Source organism: Methylobacterium sp. ME121 (assembly GCF_000974725.1).
In the GTDB taxonomy this organism is placed as follows: Bacteria; Pseudomonadota; Alphaproteobacteria; order Rhizobiales; family Beijerinckiaceae; genus Methylobacterium; species Methylobacterium radiotolerans.
Genome location: NZ_BBUX01000026.1, coordinates 1 through 19707 on the forward strand (window position 1 = coordinate 1; position 19707 = coordinate 19707).

At 70.7% G+C, this 19707-nt stretch carries 19 protein-coding genes and 2 pseudogenes; 13 read left to right on the top strand and 8 right to left on the bottom strand.

Annotation, left to right across the window (positions count from 1 at the left end; genetic code table 11):
* From ME121_RS17045 to ME121_RS17065, 5 genes and pseudogenes are all read right to left on the bottom strand, one after another.
* A pseudogene (locus ME121_RS17045) lies at positions 1–353 on the bottom strand (hypothetical protein); the annotation flags it as partial.
* A gap of 61 nt (positions 354–414) precedes the next feature.
* Complete coding sequence (locus ME121_RS17050) at positions 415–1407, bottom strand: nickel/cobalt transporter (RefSeq protein ID WP_059409251.1); 993 nt, start codon at positions 1405–1407, stop codon at positions 415–417.
* Positions 1398–2071, bottom strand: a pseudogene (locus ME121_RS17055) (DUF1007 family protein). The gene ME121_RS17050 and the pseudogene ME121_RS17055 overlap by 10 nt, the downstream one beginning before the upstream one ends.
* A 94-nt stretch (positions 2072–2165) precedes the next feature.
* On the bottom strand, positions 2166–3071 hold the full coding sequence (locus ME121_RS17060) for an amino acid ABC transporter substrate-binding protein (protein WP_059409252.1): 906 nt from the start codon (positions 3069–3071) through the stop codon (positions 2166–2168).
* A 127-nt stretch (positions 3072–3198) separates the two neighbouring features.
* Entirely contained in the window at positions 3199–4479 is a 1281-nt protein-coding gene (locus ME121_RS17065) for a dicarboxylate/amino acid:cation symporter (RefSeq protein ID WP_059409255.1), read from the bottom strand.
* 242 nt (positions 4480–4721) lie between these two features.
* On the opposite strand from ME121_RS17065, the gene ME121_RS17070 reads away from it, so the two are divergent.
* From ME121_RS17070 to ME121_RS17115, 10 genes are all read left to right on the top strand, one after another.
* Positions 4722–5639, top strand: a complete 918-nt coding sequence (locus ME121_RS17070; RefSeq protein WP_012319217.1) for a branched-chain amino acid ABC transporter permease — start codon at positions 4722–4724, stop codon at positions 5637–5639.
* Positions 5639–7033 (top strand): high-affinity branched-chain amino acid ABC transporter permease LivM, encoded by a 1395-nt coding sequence (livM, locus tag ME121_RS17075; RefSeq protein WP_059409256.1) that lies wholly within the window; start codon positions 5639–5641, stop codon positions 7031–7033. The genes ME121_RS17070 and livM overlap by 1 nt, the downstream gene beginning before the upstream one ends.
* Positions 7033–7923: an ABC transporter ATP-binding protein gene (locus ME121_RS17080; protein ID WP_024830082.1), complete on the top strand. Its 891-nt coding sequence runs from the start codon at positions 7033–7035 to the stop codon at positions 7921–7923. The genes livM and ME121_RS17080 overlap by 1 nt, the downstream gene beginning before the upstream one ends.
* Complete coding sequence (locus ME121_RS17085; protein ID WP_012319220.1) at positions 7920–8717, top strand: ABC transporter ATP-binding protein; 798 nt, start codon at positions 7920–7922, stop codon at positions 8715–8717. Before ME121_RS17080 ends, ME121_RS17085 begins: the two co-directional genes overlap by 4 nt.
* A gap of 5 nt (positions 8718–8722) precedes the next feature.
* Positions 8723–9091, top strand: coding sequence for a DUF6867 family protein (locus ME121_RS17090; RefSeq protein ID WP_059409284.1), 369 nt, complete (start codon positions 8723–8725; stop codon positions 9089–9091).
* Between the two features lie 49 nt (positions 9092–9140).
* A complete protein-coding gene (locus ME121_RS17095) occupies positions 9141–10262 on the top strand; it encodes a branched-chain amino acid ABC transporter substrate-binding protein (RefSeq protein ID WP_043073711.1) in 1122 nt (373 codons plus the stop codon).
* 390 nt (positions 10263–10652) lie between these two features.
* Positions 10653–11576, top strand: a complete 924-nt coding sequence (locus ME121_RS17100) for an amino acid ABC transporter substrate-binding protein (protein WP_012319223.1) — start codon at positions 10653–10655, stop codon at positions 11574–11576.
* Between the two features lie 89 nt (positions 11577–11665).
* Positions 11666–12388 carry an amino acid ABC transporter permease gene (locus tag ME121_RS17105; protein WP_059409257.1) on the top strand — a complete coding sequence of 241 codons (723 nt, stop codon included), beginning with the start codon at positions 11666–11668 and terminating at the stop codon, positions 12386–12388.
* 56 nt (positions 12389–12444) lie between these two features.
* Complete coding sequence (locus ME121_RS17110) at positions 12445–13137, top strand: amino acid ABC transporter permease (RefSeq protein WP_012319225.1); 693 nt, start codon at positions 12445–12447, stop codon at positions 13135–13137.
* Between the two features lie 152 nt (positions 13138–13289).
* Positions 13290–14018 carry an amino acid ABC transporter ATP-binding protein gene (locus tag ME121_RS17115; protein ID WP_024830078.1) on the top strand — a complete coding sequence of 243 codons (729 nt, stop codon included), beginning with the start codon at positions 13290–13292 and terminating at the stop codon, positions 14016–14018.
* A gap of 10 nt (positions 14019–14028) precedes the next feature.
* Here ME121_RS17115 and ME121_RS17120 read toward each other — a convergent pair whose 3' ends face one another.
* Positions 14029–15048, bottom strand: a complete 1020-nt coding sequence (locus tag ME121_RS17120) for a gamma carbonic anhydrase family protein (RefSeq protein WP_053620789.1) — start codon at positions 15046–15048, stop codon at positions 14029–14031.
* A gap of 167 nt (positions 15049–15215) precedes the next feature.
* Between ME121_RS17120 and ME121_RS17125 the strand changes: the two genes are divergently transcribed.
* Positions 15216–15683 (top strand): molybdenum cofactor biosynthesis protein MoaE, encoded by a 468-nt coding sequence (locus ME121_RS17125; RefSeq protein ID WP_024830076.1) that lies wholly within the window; start codon positions 15216–15218, stop codon positions 15681–15683.
* 27 nt (positions 15684–15710) lie between these two features.
* On the opposite strand, the gene ME121_RS33745 is transcribed toward ME121_RS17125, so the two are convergent.
* Positions 15711–15857 carry a hypothetical protein gene (locus ME121_RS33745; protein WP_179239975.1) on the bottom strand — a complete coding sequence of 49 codons (147 nt, stop codon included), beginning with the start codon at positions 15855–15857 and terminating at the stop codon, positions 15711–15713.
* Between the two features lie 264 nt (positions 15858–16121).
* Between ME121_RS33745 and ME121_RS17130 the strand changes: the two genes are divergently transcribed.
* Positions 16122–17267: an AI-2E family transporter gene (locus ME121_RS17130; protein WP_058606959.1), complete on the top strand. Its 1146-nt coding sequence runs from the start codon at positions 16122–16124 to the stop codon at positions 17265–17267.
* A gap of 87 nt (positions 17268–17354) precedes the next feature.
* On the opposite strand, the gene ME121_RS17135 is transcribed toward ME121_RS17130, so the two are convergent.
* Positions 17355–18587, bottom strand: coding sequence for an amidase (locus ME121_RS17135; protein WP_059409258.1), 1233 nt, complete (start codon positions 18585–18587; stop codon positions 17355–17357).
* 111 nt (positions 18588–18698) lie between these two features.
* Between ME121_RS17135 and ME121_RS17140 the strand changes: the two genes are divergently transcribed.
* Entirely contained in the window at positions 18699–19694 is a 996-nt protein-coding gene (locus ME121_RS17140) for an extensin-like domain-containing protein (RefSeq protein WP_059409260.1), read from the top strand.
* Positions 19695–19707 lie beyond the last annotated feature (13 nt).

Genomic DNA, 19707 nt, shown 5'->3' on the forward strand with positions numbered 1-19707 from the left:
CCGGCGACGGCGCAGAGCGGCGCCAGGATGCGGCGGACGCTCTCCAGCGCCAGCCGCCGGGTGCGGGCGGCCTCGATCTCCGGGGTGTCGGCGCTGCCCGACAGGCGCAGGACGAAGGCCATGAGCTGGGGCCGCGCCTCGTCCGGCATGGCGTCGTTGAGCCCGAGGGCGTAGGCGGCGGCCGGCCGCGAGAAGCAGGGCGGGCAGTCGGCGCTGGAGCGTATCGCCCGGTAGGGCAGCCCCGCGGCCACGATCGCCGCCTCGTTGATGCAGGTCCCGCCGTCGGGGCCGGGGAAGGGATGCGATCCGGCGAGCAGACGCCAGTTCAGGATCGTCGCGAAGTCGGGATGCATCGGCGCGCTCTCCGTCTCGGTCGCGCAGCGTGGCACGCCGCGCCCCGGAAGGCGAGGCCCTTCATCCGCCGAGGCCCGGCGCGAGGCCGGAGAGCATCGCGGTGCCCAGGACCAGCACGAAGGCGGCGGCGACGAGCTCGAGGCCGCCGAGCGCCAGCAGCCCGGCCTGCCCCCGTCCGCCCGCGAGGCGCAGCGCCATCCGCTTGGCGAAGACCGCGAGGCAGGCCAGCGCGGTCGTGGTCACCGCCGTGCCGAGGGCCATCGCGAGGACCGCCAGCACGCCCGCCCCGGGCACGCCCTGCGACACCGCGAAGACCAGGACCAGCACCGCCCCCGCGCAGGGGCGCGTGCCCGCCGCCAGCACCACCCCGGCGCGCTCGCGCCACGTGTCGAGGGTGTCGAGGGTCTGCGGACCGGGCAGGTGGTTGCAGCCCGGTCCGCAGCCCGCGCCGAGATTGGCGAGGCGGCCGGCCTTGCGCCACGTCAGGACCAGCCCGATCAGTGCGACGAGGGCGAAGCTCACGGTCTCGATCAGGGTGCCGGCCCGGGTGATGCTCGCCGCCGTGGCGTTGAGGGCCAGCGTGCCGAGCCCGACGATCGCCCCGGCCACGCAGGCCTGGAGCAGCGCGGCGAGGACGCTTAGCGCGGCGCCGCGCCGGAGCGCCCGCTCCCCCGCCAGGATGTAGCCCGCGATCACCGCCTTGCCGTGGCCCGGGCCGGCGGCGTGGAACACGCCGTACGCGAAGGCGAGGCCGATGAGCGGGGTCCAGCTGCCGCCGCCTCGCAGCGCGCTCACCGCGGCGTTGAGGCTGCGGGAGAAGCTCGCCTGGAGCGCCAGGATCACGCCGCCGAGCCCCGTGGCGGCCGGGGCGGCCTCCCGGAAGCCGATGCCGAAGGGCGAGCGCGGCGGCGGCGCGGCGAGGCCGGGCGCGACGAGCCACGCGATCGCGGCCGCCAGCAACGCGGCCAGCGCGATGGCCGCGGCCATGAGGCCGAGCCTCAGCCCCAGCCGCCCCGCCCCGGCGGGGGCGACGATCCCGACGCCTACGGACATGCCACGAGGACCCGGCTGGCGAACTGCACCCCGTAGGTCGAGGCGGCGGTGAGCGCCTCGAAGAAGGCCTCGGTCATGCCCGGCGACCCGGCATCGGCCGTCTTCGGCTGCTCGGTCTTCGGCCGGGTGACCGTGGCGGCGCAGCCCTGGGGCGCCCCCGCGAGGGTCGCGGCGTCGGCGCCCTCGGCGAACGAGAAGGCGACGAAGTAGGTCGGGTCGTAGACCTCCAGCGCGGCGACCCCCGCCCCTGCTGGACCGGAGTCTTGAGGGGCAGCAGGAAGGTCATGACCAGCGCCCGGTCGTCCATATGCGCCGCCGGCTCCTTCGGATCGCCGAAGGCCTGGTCCTTGCCGCCGACCTTCAGCTTCGTGAAGTAGCCGAACTCGGCGAGGTTGGCGGTGTTCTCGGCGGCGAGCCCGGCGAGTTCCTCCGGGCTGAGCTTGCCGTCTTTGTCGGTGTCGAGGCCCTGCGTGACGAAGGCCGTGTACTCGGGGTCGAAGCTCCACGTGTCGCGGACGCCGACGAGCTTGCCGCCCTCGTAGACGAGCTGGGCCTTGGCGGTCACCCAGACATGCGGGTGGGCGGCGGCGGCCGAGGCGGCGCAGCCGAGGGCGGCGGCCAGCAGAAGGGCGGGCGGTTTCGGACAGTGCGCGGCGATCGGCATGGGCGGAGGCACGCTCGCGGAGGGAGGCGGTCAGGCCGGATCTCCTCGCGCGCCGGTTGGGCGAAAGCGAGGCGCCGTACCGACCCCGCGCCGGTCACTCGCCCCCGTCGAGGCCCATCAGCTGGAAGCTCACCCGCAGGTCGTTCGACATCGGGATGTCGAGGCGCTCGCCGTTGGGCAGCCGCTTGAGGAACCAGCGCTCGTAGGTCCAGCGCAGCGCCCGGGTTTCGGCGAGCCGGGTGAAGGTCTGCTGCACGAGGCCGGCGAGTTCCGGGTCGTCCTTGCGGAACATGATGCCGTAGGGCTCGTAGGAGAGCTTGTCGGGCAGGACCGTGTAGTCCGCCCCGTCCTTCGCGTCCGTCGCGATCAGCCCGTAGAGCAGCACGTCGTCGGTGGCGAAGGCGTCGGCCTTGCCGGCCTTCACCATCGCGTAGGAGGCGGCATGGTCTGGGGCGGTCACCACCTGCGCGTTGATCTTCAGGCGGGCGAGCTGGTCGCGCACGGCCTTCTCGTTGGTGGTGCCGGCCGTCACCACGACGGTCCTCCCGCCGAGATCCCGGTAGGAGGCGATGCCCGATCCGCGCCTCACCAGCAGCTGCGTCGCGCTGATGTAGTCCACGGGCGAGAAGGCGACCTGCTTGCGGCGCTCGGCATTGGCGGTGGTCGAGCCGCACTCGAGGTCGATCTTGCCGGAGGTCACCGCCTCGATGCGCGTCTCGGCGGTGACCGGCGCGTAGCGGATCTTCACGGGCCGGCCGATCGCCGCCTGGACGTCGTCGGCGATCTCGCCGCAGAGGTCGATGGCGTAGCCGATCGGGCGGGGGCTGCCGTCCGGCTGCTTGCCCTCCACGAAGGAGAACGGCACCGAGCTCTCCCGGTAGCCGAGCACGATCTCCCCGCGCTCGGCCACGCTCCTGAGCGTCCCCGTGAGCACCTCGACGGCGGAGGCGGGCGTCGCCGCCAGCGCCAGCGCCACAACCGCGACGAGCCGCATCGTCATCACTCCGCCTCCGAAGGGCACCGCACAAGCAACGCCGCGATTCCGGGCACCCGTCGTGAGAGCGCTCATGAGAGCGGCCTTCCTGCGCCCGCCATCCCGGCGCGCGCAGATTTCCCCGGACCGGCCCCTACTCCGCCGGCGAAGCCATGGTGCCGACATGGTCGAGCCGCTGGTCGGTGGCGGTGAGCTGTCCCTCCCACTTGGCGACCGCCACGGTGGCGACGCTGTTGCCCAGCACGTTGGTGGCCGAGCGCCCCATGTCCAGGAACTGGTCGATGCCGATGATCAGCAGCAGCCCGGCCTCCGGGATGTTGAAGTGCGACAGCGTCGCCGAGATCACCACCAGCGAGGCGCGCGGCACGCCGGCCATGCCCTTCGACGTCACCATCAGCAGCAGCAGCATCGTGAGCTGCTGGCCCCAGCTCAGCGGGATGTTGTAGGCCTGCGCGATGAACATCACCGCGAAGGTGCAGTACATCATCGAGCCGTCGAGATTGAACGAGTAGCCCATCGGCAGAACGAACGACGTGATGCGGTTCGGCACCCCGAACTTCTCCAGGTTCGTCAGCATCTTCGGGTAGGCCGCCTCGCTCGACGCGGTCGAGAAGGCCAGGACGAAGGGCTCCTTGATCAGGTTGAACAGGCGCATGATGCCGCCGGCCCCGAGCATCAGGAAGCCGACCCCCATCAGCAGCACCCAGAGCACGCCGAGGCCGATGTAGAACTCCACGAGGAACTTGCCGTAGGTGATCAGCACGCCGATGCCCTGCGTGGTGATGGTCGCCGCGATGGCGGCGAACACCGCCACGGGGGCGAACATCATCACGTAGCCCGTCACCTTGAGCATCACGTCGGCGACGCCCTCGATGCCCTGCGCGAGCAGGCGCCCCTTCTCGCCGAGGGCGGCGAGGCCCACGCCGAAGAAGATCGAGAAGACCACGATCTGCAGGATCTCGTTGTTGGCCATCGCCTCGACGGCGCTCTTCGGCACGAGGTGCGTCACGAACTCCTTGAGCGAGAGCGAGGCCGCCTTGAGCCCGGTGCCGGCCCCGGCATCGGGCAGCGGCAGGTTCAGGTTGTGGCCGGGCTGCATCAGGTTGACCATGATGAGGCCGAGCATCAGCGAGCAGAACGAGGCGCCGACGAACCAGAGCAGCGCCTTGCCGCCGACCCGGCCGACCGACGCCGTGTCCCCGAGATGCGCGATGCCGACCACCAGCGTGGAGAAGACCAGCGGCGCGATGATCATCTTGATCAGCCGCAGGAACACGTCGGAGACCAGCGCGATGTAGCCGGCGATCTCCTTGGCGGTCTGCGGGTCGGGCCAGGTGATGCTGCAGGCGTAGCCGACGGCGATTCCGAGGAGCATGCCGACGAAGATCATCGTCGTGAGTCGCGACCCTGCCATCGGTACTGCTCCTCGCACGGGCCCGGGATGATCGAGCATTTCAATTCGTTAACGTGTCGCAGGAACTGCGCCACACGCAAGCCCGACCAGGGGGCGTTACTGGCGTGGTCGACTGTTTTCACGCGACGCTCGGGCGGCGATGAAACCTGTGGCCGGTGTGCTACGGCTGCGGTACGAGACTTGCCCCGCCAAGCTGCCTGCGCTCTCCGTAGGCGGCCCAAGCAACCTGCGCGCGAGAGTTCATGGACGTCTTCGTACAGCAGCTCATCAACGGGCTGACGCTCGGCTCGATCTACGGCCTGATCGCGATCGGCTACACGATGGTGTTCGGCATCATCGGCATGGTGAACTTCGCCCACGGCGACGTCTTCATGGTCTCCTGCTTCATCGCGCTCATCACCTTCCTGCTGCTGACGGTCTGGCTCGGGGTCAGCTCCATCGCGCTGGCCTTCCTGGTGGTGCTGGTGGTCGCCATGGCGCTCACCGCCCTGTGGGGCTGGGCGATCGAGCGGGTGGCCTACCGGCCGCTGCGCGGCTCGTTCCGGCTGGCGCCCCTGATCTCGGCGATCGGCGTCTCGATCTTCCTGTCGAACTTCGTGCAGGTTGTGCAGGGCGCGCGCAACAAGCCGACCCCGCCGATGCTGTCGGGCGGCATCACCCTGTTCGAGCGCGACGGCTACGCGGTGTTCCTGGCCTGGAAGCAGGTGCTGATCATGGCGGTGACCGCCGTGCTGCTCACCGGCTTCTGGTACCTCGTGCAGCGCACGCCCTTCGGCCGGGCGCAGCGCGCCTGCGAGCAGGACCGCAAGATGGCGGCGCTGCTCGGCATCGACGTCGACCGCACGATCTCGCTGACCTTCGTGCTCGGCGCCGCGCTCGCGGCCGTCGCGGGCGTCCTCTACCTCATGTACTACGGCGTCGTGTCCTTCTCGGACGGGTTCGTGCCCGGCGTGAAGGCCTTCACGGCGGCGGTGCTCGGCGGCATCGGCTCCCTGCCCGGGGCGGTGCTCGGCGGCCTGATCATCGGCCTGATCGAGACCTTCTGGTCGGCCTATTTCTCCATCGAGTACAAGGACGTCGCCGCCTTCTCGATCCTGGCGATCGTGCTGATCTTCATGCCGTCGGGCATCCTGGGCCGGCCCGAGGTCGAGAAAGTCTGATGGCCGCCTCGCAGAACGCTCTCCCCGGCTCCGCGATGGCCGGCATCCTGCGCGACGCCGCCCTCTACGCCCTCGTCACCTTCGGCCTCTGCGTCCCGATCATCGCCTTCCGCACCGATCCCGGGCCCGGGACCGAGTTGGTGCTCGTGCCGCGCTGGGGGCTGGTGGCGGCGCTCTGCGCGGCGATCTTCGTGCTGCGCCTCGTCCAGCGCCTCGTACTGCTGCGCCGCGACGCGCGTCGGGCGCTGACCCCCTCCCCGGCCCAGGCCACCGAGGCCGTGCACGGCGAGCCCGACGCCGGGCAGAAGACCTCGAAGGTCGGCCTCTGGCTGTTCATCTTCGTCGCGCTGACGCTGCCGATGATCTCCGCGCTGGCGACCGGCGGCCTGTCCTCGGCCCGCTACTGGATCGACCTCGGCATCCTGATCCTCACCTACGTGATGCTCGGCTGGGGCCTGAACATCGTGGTCGGCCTCGCGGGCCTGCTCGACCTCGGCTACGTCGCCTTCTACGCGGTCGGGGCCTACTCCTACGCGCTGCTCTCGACCACCTTCGGCCTGTCGTTCTGGGTCTGCCTGCCGCTGGCGGGCCTGTTCGCGGGCCTGTGGGGGATGATCCTCGGCTTCCCGGTGCTGCGCCTGCGCGGCGACTACCTCGCCATCGTCACCCTGGCCTTCGGCGAGATCATCCGCCTCGTCCTGATCAACTGGACCGACGTCACCGGCGGCGGCGCGGGCATCTCGTCGATCCCGCGGGCGACCTTCTTCGGCATCCCGTTCACGGCGGGCGAGGGCGGGTTCGCCGCGACCTTCGGCATCCCGTACGACTCGATGCACCGCCTCGTCTTCCTGTACTACCTGATCCTGGCGCTGGCCCTGATCACCAACTTCGTCACCCTACGCCTGCGCCGCCTGCCGATCGGGCGGGCCTGGGAGGCCCTGCGCGAGGACGAGATCGCCTGCCGGTCGCTCGGCATCGACACGACGGCCACGAAGCTCACGGCCTTCGCGCTGGGCGCGGCCTTCGGGGGCTTCGCGGGCTCGTTCTTCGCCGTGCGCCAGGGCTTCATCAGCCCGGAGAGCTTCAACTTCCTCGAGAGCGCCATCATCCTGGCGATCGTGGTGCTGGGCGGCATGGGCAGCCAGGTCGGCGTCGCCATAGCCGCGGTGGCGATGGTCGGCGGCCCGGAGATGCTGCGCAACCTCGGCTTCCTGAAGGCCGTGTTCGGCGAGGGCTTCGACCCCAGCGAGTACCGCCTGCTCCTGTTCGGGCTGGCCATGGTCGCCATGATGGTCTGGCGACCCCGCGGCCTGATCTCCGAGCGCATGCCGTCGGTGTCGCTGGGCCAGCGGCGCGCGGTCTCGGGCGCCCACGTCAGCGAGGGGCACGGCTGATGGCGACGTCACCTCTCCCCCCGCCGGTGCTCACGGTCGAGCACCTGACCATGCGGTTCGGCGGCCTCACCGCCGTCTCCGACCTGTCCTTCGAGGCACGCCGCGGCGACATCACCGCGCTGATCGGCCCGAACGGGGCCGGCAAGACCACGGTGTTCAACTGCATCACCGGCTTCTACAAGCCGACCGAGGGCATGCTGACGCTGGCGCACGCCGACGGCACGTCGCATCTGCTGGAGCGGCTTCCCAACCACAAGGTCAACCGCACCGCGCGGGTCGCCCGGACCTTCCAGAACATCCGCCTGTTCCAGGGCATGACCGTCCTGGAGAACCTGCTGGTCGCCCAGCACGCGCCGCTGATGCGCGCGTCGGGCTACACGATCCTGGGGCTTCTCGGTCTCAGGACCTACCGGGACGCGCAGGACGCCGCGATCGAGCGGGCGAAGGCCTGGCTCGAGCGCATCGACCTGATGGCGCGGGCGGACGATCCTGCGGGCGCCCTGCCCTACGGCGCCCAGCGGCGCCTGGAGATCGCCCGGGCGATGTGCACCGACCCGGTCCTGCTCTGCCTCGACGAGCCGGCAGCCGGCCTCAACCCCCGGGAATCGGCCGAGCTGAACGGCCTCCTGCGCCACATCCGCGACGCGCACGACACCTCGGTGCTGCTGATCGAGCACGACATGTCGGTGGTGATGGAGATCTCCGACCACGTGGTCGTGCTCGATTACGGCGTGAAGATCGCCGACGGCTCCCCGGCCGAGGTGCGGGCCGACCCGAAGGTGATCGCCGCCTATCTCGGCGTCGAGGACGAGGAGGTCGAGGCCGTGGAGGCCGAGGTCGGGATCACCGTGCCGCACGGGGACGCGGCGCACACGGGAGCGTCGGCATGAGCGTCGCCGGCATCAACGTCCTGGTCGAGGAGACCCGGGCGATCCAGGCGGGGAAGAAGCCGCCGCTCCTCGCGGTGCGCGACGTCTCGACCTATTACGGCAGCGTCGCCGCCCTGCGCGGGGTCGATCTCGACGTCGCCGAGGGCGAGATCGTCACGCTGATCGGCGCCAACGGCGCCGGCAAGTCGACCCTGATGATGACGATCTTCGGCAGCCCGCAGGCGCGGTCGGGGACGATCACCTACGACGGGCGCGACATCACCCGGCTGCCGACCCACGCCATCGCCCGGCTCGGCATCGCCCAGTCGCCGGAGGGGCGCCGGGTCTTCCCGCGCATGACCGTCTACGAGAACCTCCAGATGGGCGCCGCGCTCCACGACGGGCGCTTCTTCGCCGAGGATCTGGAGAAGGTCTGCACCCTGTTCCCGCGGGTGAAGGAGCGCCTGAACCAGCGCGCCGGCACCATGTCGGGGGGCGAGCAGCAGATGCTGGCCATCGCCCGGGCGCTGATGAGCCGCCCGCGGCTGCTGCTCCTCGACGAGCCGTCCCTCGGCCTCGCGCCCCTGGTGGTGAAGGGCATCTTCGACGCGATCCGGGAGCTGAACCGGACCGACGGCATGACGATCTTCCTCGTCGAGCAGAACGCCTACCACGCCCTCAAGCTCGCCCATCGCGGCTACGTGCTGGTCAACGGCCGGGTCACCATGAGCGGGACCGGGCGGGCGCTGCTCGACGATCCGAACGTTCAGGCCGCCTATCTGGAAGGGGGCCATGCCGGCCCGGTCGGGACATGAGCATGCTGCAGGGGATCCTGTACGAGGAGCCGTCGGCCTGGCTGTTCCTGCTCGTGACCGTCGTCATGGGCGGCTGGGCCGGCTGGATGGCGGCCCGCGGCATCGCCCGGGGCTGGCGGCCGTTCTGGCAATGCGCCCTGGCGCTGCTCCTGGTGGCAACCGCCGTGCGCTTCATCCATTACGCCCTGTTTTCGGGCACCCTGCTGTCGCTGCACTACTATGCGGTCGACGCGGTCGTCGTCATGATCATCGGCGCGGCGGGCTTCCGCTACACGCGGACGCGCCAGATGACGAGCCAGTACCGCTGGCTCTACGAGAAGACCTCACCGCTGACATGGCGCGCGCGGGCGCCCGCGGCCGGCGAGGTCCGATGAGTGCGGCCGGATCCGCACGTGCGGTCCTGACATCTAGGGGAAGTACGCGATGAGATCGATTCTGCTGGCCGGGCTCGCCCTCGGCGCGATGGTGACGGCCGCGCAGGCCGCCGAGGTCAAGCTCGGCGTCGCCGCGCCGATCACCGGCAACAGCGCCGCCATCGGCGCGCAGCTCAAGAACGGTGCGAGCCAGGCGGTCGAGGACCTCAACAAGGCCGGCACGCTGAAGGGCACGACGCTGACCGTCACGGTCGGCGACGACGCCTCCGACCCGAAGCAGGGCGTCTCGGTGGCCAACAAGTTCGCCAGCGACGGCGTGAAGATGGTCGTCGGCGACTACAATTCCGGCGTCTCGATCCCGGCCTCCGACGTCTACCTCGACGCCGGCATCATCCAGGTCACGCCGGCCTCCACGAACGTGAAGTTCACCGAGCGCGGCATGTGGAACACGTTCCGCACCTGCGGCCGCGACGACCAGCAGGGCGCGGTGGCGGGCAACTACCTGGCCGAGCACTTCAAGGGCAAGAAGATCGCCTTCGTCCACGACAAGACGCCCTACGGCAAGGGCCTGGCCGACGAGACCCTGAAGGCCCTCAAGGCCAAGGGCGGCAAGGACGTGATGTTCGAGGGCATCAATCCGGGCGAGAAGGATTACTCCGCCCTCGTCTCCAAGCTGAAGTCCGCCAACGTCGACGTCGTCTATTTCGGCGGCTACTACACCGAGGCCGGGCTGATCCTGCGCCAGATGCGCGACCAGGGCCTGAAGGCGCCGATGATGGGCGGCGACGGCATGGTCGACCGCGAGCTCGTGGCGATCGCCGGTCCCGCCGCCGAGGGCACGCTGACCACCTTCCCGCCGGACGCCCGCAAGAACCCGAACGCCAAGGCGGCGCTCGCCGCGTTCAAGGCCAAGAACATCGATCCCGAGGGCTACACCCTCTACTCGTACGCGGCCGTGCAGGTCCTGGCGAAGGCGATGGCCGAGACGGGCTCCAGCGACGGCAAGAAGCTCGCCGAGTGGCTGCACCAGGGCAAGCCGGTGGACACGGTGGTCGGACCCATCGCCTACGACAAGAAGGGCGACATCACCCGGCCCGACTACGTCATGTACGAGTGGAAGAAGGGGCCGGACGGCAAGATCGACTACAGCGGCAATGAGCTGACGAAGTAAGCCGCGGCCACAGACCGGATTTCCGGCCCGACGCCGCCCCCCGATACCGCGGGGGCGGCGTCGTCGATTTCTATACCGTGGATTCGTCAGCCTTCCGGGCAGATCAGTCCTCCGCACCCCGTGCGTCCGCCTAAGAAGTGTGCATGATGCCGCCGGCGCGAGCGTGAGGCCGGCTCAGCGCTTGGGAGGAGGCCATGAGGACGGCGGGGACCGCACCTGCGGACGCGCGCAGGAGCTTGGCCGCAACTTGTCCGTACTCAGCCGCAGTCTTGCGCGGCGTTTCGACCCTTCTCCCGGCACCATCATTGCAATGGCGTCGCCCGAGCGGGCGGGCCCGCGTATCCCGCCGCCGGCCGACACCATTCGGCTCGATCCAGGAGTTCCGTACCGATGCAGTCTGATATCGCTCGCCGCGGCGTCGCCGCGGCGCTGGGCTTGACCCTCGCCCTCGCTCCGATGAGCCTCCGGGCGGAGGAGCTGACCGGCACCCTCAAGAAGGTGAAGGACGCCAACGCCATCGTCATCGGCTACCGCGACGCCTCCGTGCCGTTCTCGTATCTCGGCGCCGATCAGAAGCCGATCGGCTACGCGATGGACATCTGCTACAAGATCGCCGACGCCGTGAAGGCCAAGCTCAACCTCCCGAACCTCGAGGTGAAGCTCAACCCGGTCACCTCCGCCACCCGCATCCCGCTGATGGCGAACGGCACGATCGATCTCGAGTGCGGCTCGACCACCAACAACGCCGAGCGCGAGAAGCAGGTGTGGTTCACCAACTCGCACTTCCTGACCGCGACCCGCTACGTCTCGAAGAAGTCGGCCAACCTGCACACGATCGAGGACCTGAAGGGCAAGACCGTCGTGTCGACCTCGGGCACCACGAACATCAAGCAGATCAACGAGGCCAACACGGAGCGTAAGCTCGGCCTGACGATCCTGCCCGCCAAGGACCACGCCGAGGCGTTCCTGATGGTCGAGACCGGCCGCGCCGCCGCCTTCGTGATGGACGACGTGCTGCTCGCCTCGCTCGCCGCCTCGTCGAAGGACCCGTCGGCCTACGAGATCTCCACCGAGGCCCTGTCGAAGCCCGAGCCCTACGGCATCATGCTCCGCAAGGACGACACGGAGTTCAAGAAGGTCGCGGACGACGCCACCGCCAAGCTCTACACGAGCCCCGAGGGCAAGGCTCTCTACGACAAGTGGTTCACCAAGACGATCCCGCCGCGCAACATCAACCTCAACCTGCCGATGAGCGCGGAGATGAAGAAGCAGTTCACGACCCCGATCTCGAGCCCCGATCCGGCGGCCTACTGAGATCCGTTCGGTACGGTTTCATGCCATGATGCGCACCGCGGGCTCCGGTCCGCGGTGCGTCTCTGTAAGTTCACAGTAGAAGCGGCGCGATGAACTACAACTGGAACTGGCGGATCTTCTTCGACGCCTCGCCGGAGGGGAACGGCACGTATCTCGACATGCTGCTCTCGGGGCTCATGTGGACGATCACGACCGCGCTCTGCTCCTGGGTGATCGCGTTCTTCCTGGGCTCCCTAGTCGGCGTGCTGCGCACCCTGCCGTCGAAGCCCGCGAACGCGATCGGCACGGCCTATGTGGAGCTGTTCCGCAACGTGCCGCTGCTGGTGCAGATGTTCCTCTGGTACTTCGTGCTCCCCGAAGTTGTGCCGACCCGGATCGGCGACGCGATCAAGCAATTGCCGGACGCGCCGTTCTACACGGCCGTGGTCTGCCTCGGCTTCTTCACCGCGTCCCGCGTCGCCGAGCAGGTCCGCGCCGGCATCCAGTCGCTGCCCCGGGGCCAGCGCATGGCCGGCACCGCCATGGGCTTCACGACCTACCAGACCTACCGCTACGTGCTGCTGCCGAACGCCTACCGGATCATCCTGCCGCCGATGACCTCGGAATTCCTCAACAATCTCAAGAACACGTCGGTGGCGCTGACCATCGGCCTGCTGGAGCTGACCGCCCGGGCCCGCTCGATGCAGGAATTCTCGTTCCAGGTGTTCGAGGCGTTCACGGCGGCGACGATCCTCTACGTGATCATCAACCTCGTGGTCGTCACGGCGGCGACCTTCCTGGAGAAGGCGGTCGCCATCCCCGGCCAGCGCTGAGGGCCGCCCGCTTCCGTTCCGCCACCCCGCCCGACGGCCACCGGTAACAGGCCCCGATGCTCTCGAACTTCGACTTCTCCGTCATCGTCTCCTCCCTGCCCTACCTGTTCGGTCAGGGCATGGTCTTCACCGTGACGCTCACCGCCATGGCGGCCGTGGGCGGCGTGATCATCGGCACGCTGCTGGCGATGGCGCGCCTGTCGGGCATTCCCGGCCTGTGGCACCTCGCCAAGGGCTACGTCGAGCTCTGCCGCTCGCTGCCGCTGGTGCTGGTGATCTTCTGGTTCTACTTCCTGGTGCCGTATATCGGCGCCTACCTGACCGGCTCCACGACGCCGATCCAGGTCGGCGCCTTCCCGTCGGCCCTGATCACCTTCATGGCCTTCGAGGCGGCCTACTTCTCGGAGATCATGCGCGCGGGCATCCAGTCGATCCCGAAGGGTCAGACGGCCGCCGCCCAGGCCCTCGGGATGAACTACTGGCAGACCATGGGCAACGTGATCCTGCCCCAGGCCTTCCGCAACATGCTGCCGCTGCTGCTGACCCAGACCATCATCCTGTTCCAGGACACGTCGCTGGTCTACGTGCTCTCGCTGACCGACTTCATGGGCGCCGCCTCGAAGGTCGCCCAGCGCGACGGCCGTCTCGTCGAGATGTATGTCTTCGCCGCGGTGGTCTATTTTGCGATCTGCTTCTCGGCCTCGTACCTCGTGCGCCGCCTGCAGCGCCGCGTGGCCATCATCCGCTGACCGACACTGGAGACCGTGTCATGACCTCGTCCCCGATGCCGGCCCCCACCGCCGCCGAACCCGTCGCCGATGCCAGCCACGCGCCGAAGGATGGCGGCCTGCAGCCGGGCAGCCTGATCTCCGGCGCGCCCGCGGCGGCCCCCGGCGAGACCATGATCGCCATCGACAACATCAGCAAATGGTACGGCGACTTCCAGGTGCTGACGAACTGCAGCACCCAGGTCGCCAAGGGCGAGGTCGTGGTCGTCTGCGGCCCCTCGGGCTCGGGCAAGTCGACCCTGATCAAGTGCGTCAACGCCCTGGAGCCGTTCCAGAAGGGCCAGATCACGGTGGCCGGCACGAAGGTTGCCGACAAGGCGACCAACCTGCCGAAGCTCCGCTCGCGGGTCGGCATGGTGTTCCAGCACTTCGAGCTTTTCCCGCACCTGTCGATCACCGACAACCTCACCATCGCCCAGCGCAAGGTGCTCGGCCGCGGCGCCGAGGACGCGAAGAAGCGCGGCCTCGACCTGCTCGCCCGCGTCGGCCTCGGCGCCCACGCGAACAAGTTCCCGGGGCAGCTCTCGGGCGGTCAGCAGCAGCGCGTCGCCATCGCCCGGGCGCTGGCCATGAACCCGGTGGTGATGCTGTTCGACGAGCCGACCTCGGCCCTCGACCCCGAGATGGTCGGCGAGGTGCTCGACGTGATGGTGGAGCTCGCCAAGGAAGGCATGACCATGATGGTCGTGACCCACGAGATGGGCTTCGCCCGCAAGGTCGCCGACCGGGTGATCTTCATGGATCGCGGCGAGATCGTCGAGGATGCCCGGAAGGACGAGTTCTTCGGCAGCCCGCGCTCCGAGCGCGCGCAGACCTTCCTGTCGAAGATCCTGCAGCACTGACGGCGGAGCGTCAGGCCAGCGCCTCCTGCGCGGCCCGGTATTCCCGGCCGTGCCGGCAGTAGCCCTCGACGATGCGGATCATCAGGGCGCGCTTCTCGGCGTCGAGGGGCGCGAGGATGCGGGCCGGGCGGCCGCCCCAGAGGTAGCCGGCCTCCAGGATCTGCCCGGGATCGGTGGTGGCTCCGGCCGCCAGCATGACGTCGTCGGCGATGAGGGTCCCCGACGCGATCGTCGCGCCGATGCCGATCAGCGCCCGCGCCCCGATCCGGCAATCGGCGATCCGGACATTGTGGGCGATGGTGGTATCGCGCCCGATCACCACCCCGTCGGCCCGGGTCCGGACGACCGTGTTGTCCTGGATGTTGGTGTCCGCGCCGACCACGATCGGTCCGACCTCCGCGTTCAGGTCGCAGCAGAACAGCACGCTCGCGCCGGCGCCGAGGCTGACCCGCCCGCGCAGGCGGGCGGTGCGCGCCACGAAGACGCTGTCCTCGATCTCCGGCGCGTCTCCCGGCGGAAGCGCGGGCCCGTCGCCCATCCGCTCGCGCACCCGCTCGGCACGCTCGGCGACCTCGTCGGATCCGATCGCGCGGCTGGGGCGGGCCGGGCTGCCCGCGTAGGCGAAGCCGCCGGGCAGCGTCGACCGCGGAAAGACGGTCGCGCCGGCCTCGATCACCGCGCCGTCGCCGATCTCGGCCCCGTCGAGGATCACCACGTCGTCCTCGACGACCACGTCGGAGCCGAGGGTGCAGGCGTGGACGACGCTGTTCCGCCCGACCGTGACCCGGTCGCCCACCCGCGTGCCGTGCGTCCGGGTGGCGATGTGCACCGTCGAGCGGTGTCCGAGCCAGAAGCGGTCGCCGAGGGTGACGGTCTGGCCGTCGGCGCGGATCACCGCCTCGTCGCCGATCCAGGCCTGCGCGCCGATCCGGGCCGCGCCGATCACCGTGCTGCCGCGGCCGCACCAGACGGGGCGACTGGCGAAGTCCGGCTGCACGCCGTCGTAGGGCAGGATCAGGTCGGGGGTCACGCGGGTATCCTTCTCCAGCGCCGTCCGGAGCGCGCGGGGACATCCGGACGATGGCGGGCCGCGCGCCGGGCCGGCAGGGCGCGACGGACCGTGTCATATAGAGGCGGGACCGGGTGTGACAGGGACGGGGCTGGTCGGCGAAGCCGCGGACTCCTATGGATCGGGCCATGAGCGCCCCCGTCCCGAGCGTCGGCATCCAGGCCGAGCCCTTCGACACCGCCGCCGAGATCGCCGGCCTGAGCGCCGCGCTGGGGGGCCGGGCGGGCGCCGTCGTGACCTTCACCGGCCTGTGCCGCGACGAGGGCGGGCGGCTGACAGCCCTGGAGCTGGAACACTACCCCGGCATGGCCGAGGCGGAGATCCGGCGGGTTGCCGACGAGGCGATGGCCCGCTGGCCGCTCCAGGCCCTCCGGGTGATCCACCGGCACGGCTTGGTCCGCCCGGGCGACGGCATCGTGCTGGTGGTCACCGCCGCCAGCCATCGGGTCGCGGCCTTCGAGGCCGCTGACTTCCTGATGGACTACCTCAAGACGCGCGCCCCGTTCTGGAAGCGGGAGCACCTCGCCGACGGCACGACCGGCGGCTGGGTCGACGCGACGGCCCAGGACGAGGTCGCGGCCGGCCGCTGGGGCTGAGGGCCGTGTCCCGGGCCGCGGCGGGCGCTACACGATCAGCGCGTTGAGCAGCACCGCGGCCGCGGCACCGGCGACCGCGATCCCGAGCAGGACCACGCTGCTGAGCTGATCGCCGGTATCGACGGTCCGGCCCGGGCCGAGGGAACGAACGTACGTGTCGCCGTGGTTGCTCATGGGGATCCTCCTGATCGGCCGGAGCCTGCGCTCCGGCTGCGTGCGCGGACAACGCGCGGGGAGCCGTCCGGTCCCAGGGGCGGCGCGCCGCCGCGGCGCTGGAGAGACGGTCGATCAGGATATTTCGCGGCGCCGAGCGAGCCGGAGGCGTCGCTCACCGGCGCGGAACGGCCTTTTCGCGACGCATCACCCCGGGAACCCGCGCGCCCGCACTTGACCCCCGAGGGCCCGCGGCGTTCGTGAGCCCGCGGTGCAGGAGTGACGATGTCGGACAGCAGGCTCGAGGATCTGGACGGCCCGATCGGGCCCTGGCGCGGGGCGGCGCCGCTGGCGGCCTCTGGGATCGCCGTGGTGTGCTTCGTGGCGGCGCTGGCCCTGGCCTGGATGTCGGCCGGCACGCTGCTGCTGATCTTCGCCGGGGTCCTCCTCGGCGTGTTCCTCGACGGCCTGACCCGCGGGCTCGGCCGTGTCCTGCCCCTGCCGCGGGGCGTGCGGCTGTCCATCGCCAGCGTCGCGGTCGCGGTCGCGGTGATCGGCTTCGGGAGCTACGGCGGCGCCACCATCGTGCAGCAGGGCCGCGACCTCGGGACGACGATCAAGAATCAGGCCGGAACCGTCACGGGCTGGCTGTCCGAGCGCGGCATCGACGTGCCGAGCCTCGCGCCGCAGGGCGGGGGGAAGGACGGCTCGACGGATTCGGGCCAGCGCGAGGGGGGACTCGGCGGTCTCGCCAACGGACTCCTGAAGGGCAGCAGCTCGATCGTCTCGGATGCCGGCAGCGTCCTCGGCCCGGCCGCGGCCGTGATCCTCGGCCTGTTCGACGCCCTCGGCAACGTCCTGGTGATCGCCTTCCTGGGGCTCGCCTTCGCGGCCGACCCGAAGGCCTACCGCGACGGCGCGGTCCGGTTCGTGCCGCCGGCGAAGCGCTGGCGCGCCAGCCAGGTTCTCGACGGGGCCGGCGAGACCCTTCGCCACTGGCTGTTCGGCCAGCTGATCATCATGGCGGTGATCTTCCTGTGCACCTGGGCCGGCCTCGCCTTCCTGGGCATCGGCGGCGCGCTGATCCTGGGCCTGCAGGCGGGGCTGCTCGCCTTCGTGCCCACGGTCGGGCCGCTGGTGGCGGGCCTCGTCATCGTCCTGGCCGCCCTGGCCTCGGGCACGAAGGCGGTCATCGGCGCGATCGGCGTCTATCTCGCGGTCCAGTGCCTGGAGAGCTACGGCCTGACGCCGTTCATCCAGAAACGGGCGCTCGACATCCCGCCGGCCACGATCTTCGCCGGCCAGCTGATCCTCGGCGTGATCTTCGGGCTGTGGGGCATCGCCCTCGCCCTGCCGCTGATGGCAGTGATCAAGGTCCTGCTGGAGCAGCTCTACGTGGAGGACACGCTCCACGAGCAGCCGAGCCACTGAGCGTCCCGGGCTCCCGCGCCGTCCGTCCGGGCGCCGCTCCGCAATTCCGGACGGACGGCGCGTGGCCGCGTCGACGGGCGCGGCCGGTCAGCCGCGCAGGGCGGCCTCGATCATCCGGGCCACCGCCAGGGCCCGGCCGTCGTCGCCGAACCGGCCGATCACCTGGACGCCCACCGGGAGGCGGTGGCCGGGCACCGGCACATTCACGCAGGGCACGCCCATCAGCGTCCACAGCTGGTTGAAGCGGGGGTCGCCGGTCGAGACCAGGGTCGCGGGTGCCGGGCCCGGCGCCGAGAAGGTCAGGATCGCGTCGTAATCGGCGAAGAGGCCCTTCAGCACCCGCCGGGCGTGATGGCCGTGGCGGCGCGCGTCGTCGTACTGGGCCGGGCTGATCGCCGCCCCGTCATCGAGGTGCGCGCGGGTTCGGGGCGGGAGCGCGTCGGTCTGCGTGTCGTACTCCCAGGCCAGCGCCAGCCGGCCCTCGTAGTTCTGGATGAGACGGTGGCGCTCCCAGGCCTGTGCCAGCTCCTGCGGCAGGACGAGGTCCCTCGCCCGCGCCCCGGACCGCTCGGCCGCCTGCCGGGCGCGGGTGAGCGCGGCCTCGGCCTCCGGCTCGGGGTCCCCGGCGAAGTCCTGCCGCACCACGGCGATGCGCGGCGCCGAGCCCGCCTCCGCTCGCTCGATCTCCGGCCGCCCGGTGACGAGCGCGAGGGCGTGCGCGACGTCCGCGACCCCGGCGGCGAACAGCCCGACCGTGTCGAGGGCCCACGAGTAGGTCTTCACGCCGACCGTGGGGATCAGCCGGAACGACGGCTTCACCGCCGCGCAGCCGCAGAAGCTCGCGGGCCGGATCACCGAGCCCGCCGTCTGCGTGCCCAGGGCCAGCGGCAGCATCCCGGCGCCGACGGCGGCGGCCGAGCCCGCCGAGGAGCCCCCCGGCGTGTGGCCGGGATCGTGCGGGTTGACCGTCTCGGTGGGATCGCTGCTCGCGAAGGCCGTCGTGGTGGTCTTGGCGAGGGCGACGGCCCCGAGCTGCTTCAGCCGGCTCACGACCGCGGCGTCGCCCCGGGGCATCCAGCCCGCGTAGATCGGCGAGCCCATCTGGCTCGGCAGGCCCGCGCTGTCGATGATGTCCTTCACGCCGACCGCGATGCCGGCGAGCGGCCCGGTCTCGGGGATCGCCGGAGCCGGATCGAGGGTGACCAGCGCGTGCAGGTCCGGCTCCCGCGCGGCGATCGCGGCGCGGCACAGGTCGATCGCGCCCGCGGGCGTCAGGGTGCCGGCTTCGATGCGGGCACGGATGTCGAGAAGCGAGAGCATAATGCATTCAGTCCGGGGTCCGCGGCGCTGTCAACCGAGACGCCACAGCCCGCGGCATTCCCGAAACGCCGTTGACGAACGCTTTACGCGACCGTGCGCATCGTCCGGGTCATGTGGCGTGGCGTATCCCTGTTCTCGGCCCTGGCGCTGTTCGGTGCGGGCCTCACCGCGTGCTCGATCAACCATTTCGAGCGACGCGAACCGTGGCGCGACCAGGCGGAGCAGGTCTGCCTGGCCAAGAAGCTCGTCGAGCCCTCGGAGTACATCACGCCGATCGCGGCGATGGACGGCCCGGGCCCCTGCGGCATGCAGCAGCCCTTCCGGGTGACGCGGCTCGGCGGCGGTTCCGTGCTGCTGAAGCAGCGGATGACGCTGGGCTGCCCGGCGCTGGCCGAGGCCGAGGCGTGGCTCGCCGACACGATCCAGCCGGCCGCCAACCTCTACTTCGGCGTACCCGTGGCCGAGATCAACGCCGGCTCCTATTCCTGCCGCGGCCGCAACAACCAGCCCGGCGCCAAGCTCTCCGAGCACAGTTTCGGGAACGCGATCGACGTGATGTCGATCAAGCTCGCCGACGGCCACGTGATCACCGTCAAGGGCGGCTGGCGCGGCACGGAGGCCGAGCAGGGCTTCCTGCGCGAGATCTTCCTGGGCGCCTGCCAGCGCTTCACCACCGTGCTGGCGCCGGGCTCCAACGTGTTCCACTACGACCACATCCACGTCGACCTCGCCCGGCACGACCCGCGCGGTCTGCGGCGGATCTGCAAGCCGCTGATCAAGTTCACGCCGCAGCTCGGCACCGGGGCCGAGCGGCCGCTGAGCCGTCCGGTCCCGCCGCAGCGCCAGCCCGCCGGCCCGCAGGCACCGGTGGACGTGGAGGAGGACGATCCCTACGGCGTGTCGCCGATGTCGAAGGCCGGGAGCGCGACCCAGGTCGCCCGGGCGCCGGCCCGGCCCCTCGACCGCCCGGCCGCGGCCTCGGCCTACACCGCGGCGGCGCCCGTGCGGCCGGCGCCGCGGGTCGCCGCCGCCCACGAGGAGCCCGCGCAGGACTACGACGAGCCGCTGCAGCTCGGCGCGCCGCCGAGCGCTGAGCCGATCTACTGAGGGACGGACGCGG

Coding starts and splice junctions, on each gene's coding strand:
- ME121_RS17050 (WP_059409251.1), bottom strand. CDS start 1,407: ATGTCCGTAGGCGTCGGGATCGTCGCCCCCGCCGGGGCGGGGCGGCTG.
- ME121_RS17060 (WP_059409252.1), bottom strand. CDS start 3,071: ATGACGATGCGGCTCGTCGCGGTTGTGGCGCTGGCGCTGGCGGCGACG.
- ME121_RS17065 (WP_059409255.1), bottom strand. CDS start 4,479: ATGGCAGGGTCGCGACTCACGACGATGATCTTCGTCGGCATGCTCCTC.
- ME121_RS17070 (WP_012319217.1), top strand. CDS start 4,722: ATGGACGTCTTCGTACAGCAGCTCATCAACGGGCTGACGCTCGGCTCG.
- livM (WP_059409256.1), top strand. CDS start 5,639: ATGGCCGCCTCGCAGAACGCTCTCCCCGGCTCCGCGATGGCCGGCATC.
- ME121_RS17080 (WP_024830082.1), top strand. CDS start 7,033: ATGGCGACGTCACCTCTCCCCCCGCCGGTGCTCACGGTCGAGCACCTG.
- ME121_RS17085 (WP_012319220.1), top strand. CDS start 7,920: ATGAGCGTCGCCGGCATCAACGTCCTGGTCGAGGAGACCCGGGCGATC.
- ME121_RS17095 (WP_043073711.1), top strand. CDS start 9,141: ATGAGATCGATTCTGCTGGCCGGGCTCGCCCTCGGCGCGATGGTGACG.
- ME121_RS17100 (WP_012319223.1), top strand. CDS start 10,653: ATGCAGTCTGATATCGCTCGCCGCGGCGTCGCCGCGGCGCTGGGCTTG.
- ME121_RS17105 (WP_059409257.1), top strand. CDS start 11,666: ATGAACTACAACTGGAACTGGCGGATCTTCTTCGACGCCTCGCCGGAG.
- ME121_RS17110 (WP_012319225.1), top strand. CDS start 12,445: ATGCTCTCGAACTTCGACTTCTCCGTCATCGTCTCCTCCCTGCCCTAC.
- ME121_RS17115 (WP_024830078.1), top strand. CDS start 13,290: ATGATCGCCATCGACAACATCAGCAAATGGTACGGCGACTTCCAGGTG.
- ME121_RS17125 (WP_024830076.1), top strand. CDS start 15,216: ATGAGCGCCCCCGTCCCGAGCGTCGGCATCCAGGCCGAGCCCTTCGAC.
- ME121_RS33745 (WP_179239975.1), bottom strand. CDS start 15,857: ATGAGCAACCACGGCGACACGTACGTTCGTTCCCTCGGCCCGGGCCGG.
- ME121_RS17130 (WP_058606959.1), top strand. CDS start 16,122: ATGTCGGACAGCAGGCTCGAGGATCTGGACGGCCCGATCGGGCCCTGG.
- ME121_RS17135 (WP_059409258.1), bottom strand. CDS start 18,587: ATGCTCTCGCTTCTCGACATCCGTGCCCGCATCGAAGCCGGCACCCTG.
- ME121_RS17140 (WP_059409260.1), top strand. CDS start 18,699: ATGTGGCGTGGCGTATCCCTGTTCTCGGCCCTGGCGCTGTTCGGTGCG.